This window comes from Pseudomonas oryzihabitans (assembly GCF_001518815.1).
GTDB lineage: Bacteria > Pseudomonadota > Gammaproteobacteria > Pseudomonadales > Pseudomonadaceae > Chryseomonas > Chryseomonas oryzihabitans_E.
Genome location: NZ_CP013987.1, coordinates 3,150,418 through 3,163,800 on the forward strand (window position 1 = coordinate 3,150,418; position 13,383 = coordinate 3,163,800).

4 protein-coding genes and 3 pseudogenes are annotated in these 13,383 nt (G+C 61.0%); 6 read left to right on the plus strand and 1 reads right to left on the minus strand.

What is annotated here, in order from left to right:
- Nucleotides 1–71: 71 nt before the first annotated feature.
- Nucleotides 72–557 (minus strand): annotated as a pseudogene (locus APT59_RS14335) (methyl-accepting chemotaxis protein); the annotation flags it as partial.
- A 4-nt stretch (nucleotides 558–561) separates the two neighbouring features.
- Here APT59_RS14335 and APT59_RS14340 point away from each other — a divergent pair.
- The 6 genes and pseudogenes from APT59_RS14340 to APT59_RS22225 form a co-directional block, all read left to right on the plus strand.
- Nucleotides 562–1,845, plus strand: a pseudogene (locus tag APT59_RS14340) (helicase-related protein); the annotation flags it as partial.
- Nucleotides 1,846–2,142: 297 nt separating this feature from the next.
- Nucleotides 2,143–2,376 (plus strand): type II toxin-antitoxin system Phd/YefM family antitoxin, encoded by a 234-nt coding sequence (locus APT59_RS14345; protein ID WP_174523164.1) that lies wholly within the window; start codon nucleotides 2,143–2,145, stop codon nucleotides 2,374–2,376.
- Nucleotides 2,377–2,386: 10 nt separating this feature from the next.
- The gene (locus APT59_RS22220) at nucleotides 2,387–2,662 is read left to right on the plus strand and encodes a type II toxin-antitoxin system RelE family toxin (RefSeq protein ID WP_082696364.1); all 276 of its coding nucleotides are present in this window, start codon (nucleotides 2,387–2,389) and stop codon (nucleotides 2,660–2,662) included.
- A 450-nt stretch (nucleotides 2,663–3,112) separates the two neighbouring features.
- Complete coding sequence (locus APT59_RS14350) at nucleotides 3,113–11,677, plus strand: GH36-type glycosyl hydrolase domain-containing protein (RefSeq protein WP_059315482.1); 8,565 nt, start codon at nucleotides 3,113–3,115, stop codon at nucleotides 11,675–11,677.
- 248 nt (nucleotides 11,678–11,925) lie between these two features.
- Nucleotides 11,926–12,126: a hypothetical protein gene (locus tag APT59_RS14355; RefSeq protein ID WP_059315483.1), complete on the plus strand. Its 201-nt coding sequence runs from the start codon at nucleotides 11,926–11,928 to the stop codon at nucleotides 12,124–12,126.
- A gap of 38 nt (nucleotides 12,127–12,164) precedes the next feature.
- Nucleotides 12,165–12,461: pseudogene (locus tag APT59_RS22225) on the plus strand (Crp/Fnr family transcriptional regulator); the annotation flags it as partial.
- Nucleotides 12,462–13,383 lie beyond the last annotated feature (922 nt).

Here is a 13,383-nt window from a genome sequence, read left to right on the forward strand (position 1 = left end):
GTCCCCAACGTTCTCCCGCGGCGCCGCCATCGTCGGAGAGCCGAGTGTCGCACTGCGCTCGATTGATACGTCTAGATACGGAAACCATTTACCAGCCGCTGTAGGCGACCGGCTTCGGCTTCCAACGCCACACAGGCCACAAGCGTGGTCTGGAGGTTGTCCACACTCTGCTGATTGAACAGGTTGATTTTGCTTATGTCCTTGTTCAAGGTCTCGGCCACCGAACTCTGCTCCTCGGTGGCTGTAGCCACGGATTGATTCTGGCTGTCGATATCAACGATATGCTCCGTCACGCGCCCTAACCGCACGCCAGCGGGCTTGGCTACATGCATGCTGTGGTCGCTATGTCGCTGGCGCTCATGCATGAGCGCCACGGTCTTCTGAGATCCGTTTTGCAACTCCTCAATCATCTGCTGAGCCAACCCCTGTGTCCGGCTGGCCAAGGAGCGAATTTCGTCTGCTACCACCGCGAAACCACGACCGGCCTGGCCGGCGCGCGCCGCTTCGATAGCGGCGTTGAGCGCCAGCAGATTGGTCTGGTCGAAAATACTCCGGATGATCGGCGAGGGCGGCTACCAACCGACCGAGTTCATCAAGCGCTACCTCCCGGACGGCTACTTCGAACTGCTGGTGGTGGACGAGGGACACGAGTACAAGAACAGCGGTTCGGCCCAGGGCCAGGCCATGGGAGTGCTGGCAGCAAAAGCGCGCAAGACGCTGCTGCTGACGGGCACACTCATGGGCGGCTACGCCGACGACCTGTTCTACCTCCTGTTCCGGATCCTCTCCCGGCGCATGATCGAGGACGGCTACCGACCGAACGCGCGCGGCAGCATGGCCCCTGCGGCCATGTCGTTCATGCGCGACCACGGCGTGCTCAAGGACATCTACACCGAGCGCAACAGCCAATCGCACAAGACGGCCCGGGGCAAGAAGCTCTCGGTACGGACGGTGAAGGCCCCAGGCTTCGGCCCCAAAGGCATCCATCGCTTCGTGCTGCCCTTCACCGTGTTCCTCAAGCTCAAGGACATCGGCGGCAATGTGCTGCCGGCGTACCAAGAGGAGTTCGTCGACATCCCGATGGAGGCGCACCAGGACGCGGCCTATCGGCAGCTGGCCAGCAAACTGACCGCGGAGCTCCGCCAGGCCCTGGCACGGCGAGACACAACCCTTCTCGGGGTGGTGCTCAATGTGCTGCTGGCCTGGCCGGACTGCTGTTTCCGGCCGGAGGTGGTGAAACACCCTCGGACCCGGGACACCTTGGCCAGGGTTGATGCGATCTTCGACGAAGACCAGGCGAGCCCCAAGGAGGAGGCGCTGATCGAGCTGTGCCGTCAGGAGAAGGCGCTGAGCCGCAAGGTGCTGGCCTACACCGTCTACAGCGGCACCCGGGACACGACTAGCCGACTCAAGCGCTTGCTCGAGCAAGCCGGTCTGAAGGTGGCGGTACTGCGTGCTTCGGTGGACACGGCCCGGCGCGAGGATTGGATCCTCGACCAGGTTGACCGCGGCGTCGACGTGCTGGTCACCAACCCGGAGCTAGTGAAGACCGGTCTAGATCTCTTGGATTTCCCGACAATCGTCTTCCTGCAGACGGGCTACAACGTCTACACCCTGCAACAGGCAGCGCGACGTTCGTGGCGGATCGGGCAGAAGCAGGCGGTACGTGTGCTGTTCTTCGGCTATGCCGGCAGTTCGCAGATCACCTGCCTGCAGCTGATGGCCAAGAAGATCGCGATGGCTCAGAGCTCGTCGGGAGACGTTCTGGAATCAGGGCTCGATGCGTTGAACCAAGATGGTGATTCGGTCGAGATGGCGTTGGCTAGGCAATTGGTCAATGGATGACAACAGCTCCGCTTCGGCGGGGCTTTCTATTTCCGATAGCCCAGGGAAGCACCTGCCAGCATCCCGTTAAATACGCCAGACCAACGCATAAGTCGCGTATTTATTTACGTACAATTTTGTGTATCATGAGCGTGCGCGTGCCATACCTATGACTAAGCTAACTACTTTGATCGCACCGGCACGACAATCGAATTGACTTAGACGATCACACCTACCTACCGCTATCTAATGACTTTGAGGCCACAGCGCATGAGTGCACTCCTAGACCGGGCTGAACAGGCAGTGTCCGCTACAGCAATGGTTCGGGGCTTTAGCGCGAAATTGAAAGAGGTCACCAGTGGTGAGGTCACTCACCTAGTTATTTTCAAGGACAACGAGCCGGCTGCAGTGTTAGTAGGCGTAGAGGCCTACCAAGCTCTGCAGGACGAACTCGAAGACCTCCGTGCTGAGCGGCTCGCCATTGAGCGCCTTTCCACCTTGGATAAACAGAAGACAGTGAGCCTTGAGGACATGGAGGCTCGCTTCGAATAGGCGAAGGTTGATGAAATGGAGCGTTCGGTTTCACCCTGATGTCGAGCACGATCTCGCCCAGCTAGGCAAAGCTGAGGCGAAAAGGGTACTCAAAGTTATCCGGGAACGGATCGCTGAAAGTGAACCTGAAAAAATTGGCAAGCCACTCCGCGGCGCCCTCGCAGGGCATCGCGGGATCAGGACGGGCGATGTACGCATCGTTTACAGGATCGAAGGCACGGAAATCATACTGGTCCTATGTGTAGGGGCCAGACGTGATGACGAGGCTGCCAATAGAAGAGTCTGACGAGATCCCCCGCTTCGGCGGGGTTTCTTTTGCCTATTGCTCATCGACCACACGCCGCTTGTCACGCAAGACGGCCGCTAGCTGCCAAAATCTTCGAAAGAGACGGTTATCAGCTAGGAGAAACGTCTCGAAAACGACAGCTCTCGACCCAAAGCTGCCGTTGGCGGAGGGCAGCTAACGGCCAGCAGCGCGAAGAAGCTCCACCCGGGCACTGGCAATGGCAATGGCAATGGCAATGGCAACTCCTAAGAGGTCCTCCAACTGACGGTGTGCGCCGTACCTCACAAACCGCCATCAAGGCCCGACGCTATGTGTGCCAGCAGACAGACGCCGCACATCCAGACTTCCACACTGAATGGGCACCCCCTCAAAGGTGTCGTGCCCGCGGCAATAGCGTGAAAGGCATCTCCGCGTCGTTGTCTACGTATCGCGTTGAATGCTAAGGAAAACATGGATAGGCAGTGGCTTCGAGCAATCCAGCGGTTGCGGCATCCCGCGCCGCGCACCTTCCAGTACGAGCCGGCCTTGCGCGCGGAACTGTTCAGTCTGGAGCAGATGGCCGCCCACGGCGCTCATCTCGCCCGACAACATCGGCTGAGCTCCCATACCACCTCGGACGCCCTACTTCATCGCCTTGCTGAGAACGCCGCCGTACTGGCCAGCAGTGGCCAGGCGATGACCATGGCCGCGCTGTCTAATCAACGCGCCACGCCAGCGGCCACCTGGCTACTCGACAATTTCTATCTAGTCGAAGAGCAGATACGCACCGCCCAGAAACACCTGCCCAAAGGCTACTGCCGTGAGCTGCCTGGTCTGGAAGACGGGCCCTCTCGCACCTTTCCACGGGTGTATGACATCGCGCTGGAAACCATCTCCCACGGCGACGGCCGCGTCGACAGCGATAATCTGAGCCGTTTCGTCACCGCTTATCAAGCGGTAACGCCCTTGACCCTGGGCGAGCTGTGGGCCATTCCCATCATGTTGCGCCTGGCGTTGATCGAAAATCTTCGGCGTGTCGCATCACAGGTGATGGCTAGCTGGACCGACCGCAACCTCGCCAACGACTGGGCCGACCGTTTCATTTCCACCGCAGAGCACGACGCCAAGAGCGTAGTGCTGCTGGTGGCCGACCTCGCACGCTCTGCGCCGCCGATGACCAGCGCCTTCGTTGCGGAGCTCTCGCGACGTTTGCAGGGCCAGAGTACCTCACTGGTTCTGCCGATGACCTGGGTCGAACAGGCCCTGGCGGAGTCCGGTCAAAGTGTCGAACGCCTTATTCATCTCGATGGCCAACTGCAGGCCACGGAGCAGGTGTCGATCAGTAACAGCATCAACAGCTTGCGGCTGCTATCGGCAGCGGACTGGCGCGAGTTCGTCGAACGCATGAGCGGCGTTGAACAAGCGCTGGCCAAAGACCCGGCTGACATCTACCGTCGCATGGATTTCGCCACTCGCGATCACTACCGCCACGCCATCGAGCGCCTGGCGCGCAGCTGCTCGCATTCCGAGATCGACATCGCGCAGGCGGCCATCGGGCTCTGCGACGCCGCTGCCGAGCAGGATCCGCTAAAGAGGCACGTCGGTTTCTACCTGGTGGGCGCGGGACTGGCCACACTGGAAATACAGCTGGGTGCCCGGCGCTCCCTGGTGGAGCGCTGCCGCAGGATACTGCGCGGCGCGCCTATGGCGTTCTTCGTCGTGCCCGTCATAGCGCTCAGCGTGCTGTTGGCCTGGCCTTTCTTCACCTGGTCTAGAGCGGACGGATGGGGGCTCTGGACGATAGTGCTGCTTGGCGGGCCGATCATGGTAATGACCAGCCAGCTGGCTATCGCGCTAGTAAACCGCCTGGTGACCCTAACGCTGCTGCCGGACATTCTGCCCCGCATGGATCTCAGCGCCGGCATTCCCCCCGAGGCACGCACACTGGTCGTGGTGCCAACGCTGATCGGTAGCGTTCAGGATGTGGAAGAACTGATCGATGGCATGGAGGTACGCTTTCTCGCCAATCGGGACGCTAACCTGCACTTCGCCTTGCTCACCGATTTCATGGATGCCCAGAGCGAAGTCCTCGAGAGTGACGCGTCGATACTGCACTACGCGAGCCAGGCGGTCGAAGCCCTGAACCTGAAGTATCTGGAAACCGGCCCGGCCCGGTTCTTCCTGCTGCATCGCCCGCGGCGGTGGAATCCCACCGAACAGCGCTGGATAGGCCACGAGCGCAAGCGCGGCAAGATAGCGGACCTCAATGCGCTACTACGCGGGCATGGCGCTGGACGCTTCTCCCTGGTCGTCGGCAACTTTTCTGCTCTGCCGAGGATCAGCTACGTCATCACGCTGGATACCGACACCCAACTGCCGCGCGAGGTGGCGCGGCAGCTTCTGGGTGCGATCTGCCACCCGCTCAACCAACCGCGCTTTGATGGGCGCCAGAAACGCATCACGAGCGGCTACGCGATTCTGCAACCTCGTATCGGCATCAGCCTGCCGAGCATCGCCCGCTCCGCGTACGCTCAGCTGTTCGGCAGCGACGCTGGCGTGGATCCCTATACGCGCTCCGTTTCCGACGTCTACCAGGACTTGTTCGGCAACGGTTCATTCATCGGCAAAGGGATCTATGCCGTGGATGCCTTCGAACATGCCCTGCAGGACCGCTTTCCCGAAAACCGTATTCTCAGCCACGACCTGATCGAGGGCTGTTATGCCCATTCCGGCCTGATCAGTGATGTACAACTCTATGAAGAGCATCCGGCGCGCTACAGCACCGACGCCAAACGCCGTCATCGCTGGATACGCGGAGACTGGCAGTTATTGCCGTGGCTGATGCCCTGGACACCGAAATCCGACGGTAGCCTGGAGCCGAATCGCCTGACGCACCTGGCCTACTGGAAGATCATCGACAACCTGCGTCGTAGCCTGGAGCCAGCCGCCTTTCTCGGGGTATTGCTATGGGGTTGGTTTGCCAGCTCTCACCCGCTGGCGTGGAGCCTTGGCGTATTGCTGCTGGTGATCACCCACCCCCTGACCAGCGCCTCGCTGGAGCTGCTGCACAAAGCCCCGGACATCCAGCTCGGTCAGCACCTGAAGGTGGTCCTTCGCAGTGCCACCCAGCAGATCACGCGTGCGTTGCTGAGCCTGGTGTGGCTACCCTTCGAAGCCTTCAGCAGCCTGGACGCCATCGGCCGCACGCTGTGGCGCCTAACCATCAGTCGCCGCCATCTACTGCAATGGAATTCGTCGCGCGAAGTGGAGCGCAGCAGCCGCAACGACCTACCGAGCCTGTATCGGCTGATGTGGGTGGCACCCCTGCTGGCCATCGTCGTGGCCGCCGCCTTGCTGCTGGGTGACGCCCCCTGGGTATCGGCAATCGCCGCGCCTTTCCTGCTGGCCTGGCTGCTGGCACCGGCCGTCGCCTATCGGTTGAGCCAGCCAAGTGGCCCATCGATGTTCACGCCTTCTCCCGCGGAGCAGCAATTTCTGCGCGGCCTGACGCGCAAGACCTGGGCCTTCTTCGACGATCATGTGGGCCCTGGCGATAACTGGCTGCCACCGGACAACATTCAGGAGCAGCCAACGGCGGTGACCGCCCACCGAACCTCGCCAACCAACATGGGCATGGCGCTACTGTCCCACCTGGCGGCCCATGACTTCGCCTACCTGAGCGGGGGCCGCCTGCTCACACGATTGGATAAGACACTGGCCAGCATGTCGCGGCTGGAGCGTCATCGCCGCCACTTCTACAACTGGTACGACACCCAGACCCTGCAACCGCTGCCGCCGCGCTACGTGTCCACGGTGGACAGCGGCAATCTGGCTGGCCTGCTACTGACGCTGCGCTCCGGGCTTTATGAATTGCCGCACGCGCCACTGCTCAGCCCTGACTGGTGCAGTGGCATGGCGGACTGCCTTGCCGTGCTGCGAGGGGCAATACAGGCGAGCGAACTGGATGAGCGCCTGCTCGACGGCGCGCACAGCGAATTGGCGTCCGCCCATACGCTTGAAGGTCTGAAAGAGATCAGTACCGTCCTGCAGCGCCTGATCGTTTGGGCCGAGGCTCTGAAACCCGCGCTAGAAGTGGCTCCCGAAGCCGACTACTGGCGTCTGGCATTGCTCGCTCAATGCGAGGATCTCCACGGCGAGTTGGCCAGCCTGATCCTGCCCGGCTCCCCCCTGGCGTCGGCCAGCTGGCATGAGCTGGCGCAGCTGGAGGTTACGCAGTGGCCTGTGGCCGAGCAGCCTCAGGTACGGGCGGTAATCGCCCAGGCCAAGGAGCGCATCGTCACCGCGCTGCGCCTGGCGGATCTCACTGCCGACCTGGCCGACATGGACTTCACCTTCCTCTACAACTCGCAACGCGAGCTGCTGACCATTGGCTACAACGTCGAGGAACAACGCCTGGACGGCGGCTACTATGATCTCCTGGCGTCGGAAGCACGTCTGACCAGTTTCCTGGCCATCGCGCAGGGACAACTGCCACAGGAAAGTTGGTTCACCCTCGGCCGGCTGTTGACGAGCAACGGCGGCAATCCCGTATTGCTGTCCTGGACCGGCTCGATGTTCGAGTACCTGATGCCGATGCTGGTCATGCCCAACCATGCCGGCACCCTGCTCGACCAGACCTGCCGCGCGGCCGTGGCGAGACAGATCGAATACGGCCAGCAACTGGGCCTGCCATGGGGCGTATCCGAGTCCGGCTACAGCACCCTGGACGCGCATCTCAACTACCAGTACCGGGCCTTCGGCGTACCCGGGCTCGGTCTCAAGCGCGGGCTTGGCGAAGACCTGGTGATGGCACCCTATGCCTCGGTGCTGGCGCTGATGGTAGCGCCAGAAGCCGCGTGCAAGAATCTCCAACGCCTGGCCGGCATGGGCATGGCTGGCCGCTATGGCCTGTATGAAGCGATCGACTTCACCAGCGCCCGCTTGCCTCCAGGGCAGAGCGCCGGACTCATTCAGTCGTTCATGGCGCACCATCAGGGCATGAGCCTGCTGTCATTGACCCATGTCTTGCTCGATCGGCCTATGCAGCGCCGCTTCGAAGCCAATCCGCAGTTCCAGGCCACGTCCCTGCTGCTGCAGGAGCGGGCGCCGAAAAGCGCCGCGCAGTACCTGCACACTGCCAATGCCTCGCTGGAAGGCCAGGTCTCCCGTGCCAATGAGAACAAGCTACGGGTCTACACCGATCCTTGCCGCCGGCACCCGGCGGTGCAGTTGCTTTCCAACGGCCGATATCATGTGATGATCAGTAATGCCGGCGGCGGCTATAGCCGCCGCGATGATCTTGCCGTCACGCGCTGGCAGGAAGACATCACTTGCGATAACACCGGCACCTTCTGTTACCTCCGCGATGTGGACAACGGCGACTTCTGGTCGTCGGCGCACCAGCCGACCTTACGCAAGACGGAGGGCTTCGAGGCGATCTTCACCGATGCCAGGGCCGAATTTCGGGTCCGCGAACGTGATTTCGATGTCCATACCGAAATCGTCGTCTCGCCGGAAGACGACATCGAATTACGGCGCCTGCACATCAGCAATCGCAGTGGACGGCGCCGAACCCTGGAGCTTACCAGCTACGCGGAAGTGGTCCTGGCCCCTGCCTTGAGCGACGCCTTGCACCCAGCATTCAGCAAGCTGTTCGTGCAAAGCGAACTGCTCACACCACTGCAGGCCATCCTGTGTAGCCGGCGGCCACGCTCCAGTGATGAAAAGGTGCCGTGGTTGTGTCACCTACTGGCGGTCCACGATGCGGACATCGCGGCAATCTCCTACGAAACCGATCGAGCCCGCTTCATCGGACGTGGGCGGAACCTGACGTACCCCGCCGCCATGGATGCTGAGGCACTTTCCGGTACCGCCGGCGCGGTGCTCGATCCCATCGTGGCCATCCGCTGCCGGATCACCTTCGACCCAGGCCAGATCGCCACCATCGACCTGGTGACCGGCGTGAGCGACAACCGTGAGGGTTGCCTCCAGCTGATCAACAAATACCGCGACCGCCGCCTTGCTGACCGCGTCTTCGACCTGAGCTGGACCCACAGCCAGGTGCTTTTGCGCCAGCTCAACACCTCCCACGCCGAGGCGCGGATGTTCGAGCAGATGGCTGCGTCCATCATCTATACCAATCCCTCACTGCGGGCCGCACCGAGTATCCTCGCGGCCAATCAGCGCAATCAAAGCGGCCTCTGGGGCCAGGCGATCTCGGGCGACCGACCCATAGTGCTGCTGCAGATTTCCACGGCTATCCATATCGATCTAGTGCGCAAGCTGGTGCAGGCTCACGCCTACTGGCGACACAAAGGGCTTAGTGTCGATCTGGTGATCTGGAACGAAGACCAAGCGGGCTATCGGCAGGAACTGCAGGACTCGATCATGGAGCTGGTCACCTCGGGCAGCGAGGCGCACTTGATCGATCGGCCAGGTGGCATCTTCGTCCGCCCGGCGCAACAGCTCTCCCATGAGGATCGTGTGCTGATGCTGGCGGTCGCTCACCTGGTGTTCAGCGACGAGCGCGGCAGTCTCGCCGAACAGGTCCACCGGCGCCGCGCGGAACCGAGGCTACCTGCTTTCGATGCCAAGCTATTGCCCAGCGTCGTTCCGACCGCTGCGACTCCGCTGGCCGATGCGTCCCTGATCCTCGGCAACCCCCATGGCGGCTTCAGCGCCGATGGCAAGGAATACGTCATTCACTCGCATGGTGGACAGCGCACGCCAGCGCCCTGGGTGAACGTGCTGGCAAACCCCAACTTCGGCAGCGTGATTTCGGAAAGTGGCAACGCCTACACCTGGTATGAAAATGCCCACGAATTCCGCCTGACCCCGTGGCGCAATGATCCGGTCAGTGACCCAGGCGACGAGACCTTCTACCTACGCGACGAGGACAGCGGCCACTACTGGTCGCCCACACCCTTGCCCCGCCCTGGCAAGGGTACTTACGTGACCCGGCACGGCTTCGGCTACAGCGTCTTCGAACACGAGGAAGACGGTATTCGCAGCGAGCTGTGGGTCTATGTATCGCTTCAGGATCCGGTCAAGTTCTCGCACCTGAAAATCCATAACGCTACAGATCGACCTCGGCGGCTATCGATCACCGGCTACGTGGCCTGGGTACTCGGAGATCTTCGCGAGAAATCCTGCATGCACGTGGTCAGCGAGGCCGACCCGAACAGCGGCGCGCTCCTGGCACGCAACAGCTACTCCATCGAGTTCCCAGGCCGGGTGGCCTTCTTCGATGTCGATATGCCGATCGCCAGCAGTACCGCCGGCCGCTGTGACTTCATCGGCCGCAACGGACATCTCGCGGCGCCGGCAGCGATGGCACAGCCCAACCTGTCCGGGCGCAGCGGCCCAGGGCTCGATCCTTGCGCTGCCCTACGGGTGGATATGCAACTGGTGCCTGGCGAGAAGCGCAGCGTCACCTTTCGGCTCGGCGCGGCGCAGGATGCCACCTCGGCATCGCATCTGGTGCTACGCATGCGGGGCAACGTCACCGCAGAAGCGGAATTGCAATGCGTCCGCGAGCACTGGCACGACACGCTCGGCAAGCTGCAGATCAATACGCCAGAGCCGGCCGTGGACGTACTGGTCAATGGCTGGCTGATGTATCAGGTGATCGCTTGCCGCTTCTGGGCCCGCAGTGGCTATTACCAATCCGGCGGGGCGTTCGGTTTCCGCGATCAGTTGCAGGACAGCATGGCCATGCTGCATGCCGATCCGACCGCGGTTCGTCGGCACCTCCTGCTGTGCGCTGCTCATCAATTCATCGAAGGTGATGTGCAGCATTGGTGGCACCCGCCCTTGGATCGCGGTGTGCGTACCCGCTGCTCCGACGACTATCTCTGGCTGGCCTGGGCGACCAGCCGCTACGTCAAGGTCACGGGAGATGCCAGCGTACTCTCGGAAACCGTGGGCTACCTGGAAGGACGCGCGCTGAACGCTGGTGAACAGTCCTATTACGACCTGCCGACCCACTCCCCCTTACGAGAGACGCTATACCAGCATTGCGTGAGGGCCATTGAGCACAGCCTGGCGCGTGGCGCTCACGGCTTGCCGCTGATGGGTGACGGCGACTGGAACGATGGCATGAACCGCGTCGGCGAAGGGGGCAAGGGCGAAAGCGTCTGGCTCGGTTTCTTTGGCTACGACGTGCTCCGCCGCTTCGCCACCACCGCCCTGCTCCATGACGATGCCGCCTTTGCCAAGCGCTGCGAAGAAGAGGCCGAGACCTTGCGCCTCAGCCTCGATGCGCACGCGTGGGACGGAGACTGGTATCGCCGCGCCTACTTCGACGATGGTACGCCCCTGGGTTCGGCTGGCAATGATGAATGCCGCATCGACTCCATCGCTCAGAGCTGGTCGGTGCTGTCGGGCGCAGCGCCGGAGCCGCGCCAACGCGCGGCCATGGCGTCTCTGGAGCAGCACCTCATGCGTCGTGATATCGGCCTGGTGCAGCTGCTTGATCCGCCCTTCGACCAGGGTGTATTTGATCCTGGCTACATCAAGGGCTATGTACCCGGTGTTCGCGAGAACGGTGGGCAGTACACCCATGCGGCGGTGTGGGCGGGCATGGCGTTTGCCGAGTTGGGAGACAGTGCCCGGGCATGGGAGCTACTGCGGATGATCAATCCAGTCGGCCACGGGAACGATGCCACCGCCATCTACAAAGTCGAGCCCTATGTCGTGGCTGCCGATGTCTATGGCATGCCGCCCCACGAAGGACGGGGTGGTTGGAGCTGGTACACCGGCTCCGCCGGCTGGATGTATCAGCTGATCGTCGAGTCGCTCCTCGGCGTGCAACGCAGCGGCAGCCAGTTGCGCATCCGCCCGGTGCTACCGGCAGAGTGGGCGACCTTCAGCCTGGAGTATCGGTTCGGCACCACCCTCTACCGCATTGCACTTTCCCGCGGCGACCTGCCCCAGCCGACCATTCAAATGGACGGCACGATGGTGCAAGGCGACAGCATCGATTTGATCGACGATGGCCTGGAGCATCAGGTCGATGTGCGCTGGCCGGACAACTAGAGCTGCGCAATGCCAGCGCGCTCCGAGCCCTTCGCAGCAGCGCGCGAGACAGAGGGACAGGACTTGACGACGCAGGACCGGCGAAAAGCCGCATCATGCAAGGATATCCCTGATATTCACGACTGGGACAGGGCCATCTGAACGAACTGCTGGTCTGGTCTACGAACAAAAGCACAGCGACCTGCCTCGCGAACTCCCAGAAGGGCACTACACAGCAACATCGCTCATACACCCATGAGGAAGCCGTTATGCTTGCTTACTTCGTCGTTTCAAAAAGTTCGGGAAACATCATTCGGGTCACCAGGCGCGACGTCAGGCCAGCGGACTCCGCAACCGTCACCTTCCTCGAGGCGTTGCCCAGCGAACTGGCTAGCTACGAGTCTGCACACGCACGCGGCCAGGACCTGATCAACATCGCCGATACGGCGAGCCATCTCAGCAGCACCTGACACCAAGGGAGCATTCGTGGGTGACGCCAGGCGTATAGAACCGCCACCATTCGATAGACCAGCAGCTGTGTCGTTGGCTGTTATTATCGCTGGATCGTCTGCCTGGCGATCAGCTGAACATGACCCCGGAATTGATCGCCAACATGCTCGGCGTACGTCGCGAAGGGGTCACCGAGGCCGCGGGCAAACTGCAGCGCTAGGGCGTTATCGAATACAGCCGCGGCCACATCACGGTACTCGACCGTAAGCAACTCGAACAATTGAGTTGCGAATGCTATGCCGTAGTGAAAAAGGAAACCGATCACCTGCTGTCATATCTGCCGATACGCAGTTAAGACACGTGCACACGAAGCTAGAGGCGGGTACTAGCTCAGCATGAAAAAGGCGCCCATCGAGCTGATTGACTCCCTGAAACAAAAAGCCCGGCGCTATAGCCAGGCTAAATTTCATCTCCCACGAATCACCGAGGGGCTGGCTCTTGATCGTCATTCTCACCTGTCACTGGTTCATCGAAAGCGTCTGAATCTTCTTTAGGCAGGCTGACCGAATCTATCTCATCAGGACGCAACTCCTCGGCTGGGTCAGGTTCAGCTGCGTGTGCGCTCAGGAATTCGGAGGGCATCACGTATGGTCCGTGCAATGCTCTTGCGAGCAGGGCTGAGGCGTTCGGCGAACTGAATCTTTGCCACCTACTAGTTGGGACAATCATTTACCACCTCACAGGGAGACCGTGAATGGCCTCAATAGATTCGAGGTAGAAAACTATGAGATGTTCAGTAGCCACTACTACCGGTAGTCTTTATTATTGTGGAACTAGCTTTTTTCCCTATCCGCTCCTAGAGAGCGAGATAAAAGAAAATGCTGACGAAGTTTTTCGGCTTTTTGCCTGCGTACCTCAGCTTTTCGATACTGCCTCTCTTCTGGGGTAGACGGCAGACAGCCTGAACGCGCGCCACTACCCACTACACCTCTAACATCTTCAGCCATTTTGATTCTCATTTTGCTAAGTTTGCTCGATATTGGAAACGTCCTTGAGCTTTCTGTTCAGTGGCCACTATTACCAGCCATCTGAAGCTTGACCGATCATCCGCACACCACGTCGCGCTAACGGGGGCTAGTCTTTATAAAGCGTTTACTTTACCGCTTATGCTTGAGCGATCCGTATTATAGCGTTTAATTATCCAGTGGCGTCATGGTCCATCGAAGGAAAGAGTAATGAAAGGCGACCCACAGAAGTGGACTACTTCTTCCTACGCT

Coding starts and splice junctions, on each gene's coding strand:
- APT59_RS14350 (WP_059315482.1), top strand. CDS start 3,113: ATGGATAGGCAGTGGCTTCGAGCAATCCAGCGGTTGCGGCATCCCGCG.
- APT59_RS22220 (WP_082696364.1), top strand. CDS start 2,387: ATGAAATGGAGCGTTCGGTTTCACCCTGATGTCGAGCACGATCTCGCC.
- APT59_RS14345 (WP_174523164.1), top strand. CDS start 2,143: ATGGTTCGGGGCTTTAGCGCGAAATTGAAAGAGGTCACCAGTGGTGAG.
- APT59_RS14355 (WP_059315483.1), top strand. CDS start 11,926: ATGCTTGCTTACTTCGTCGTTTCAAAAAGTTCGGGAAACATCATTCGG.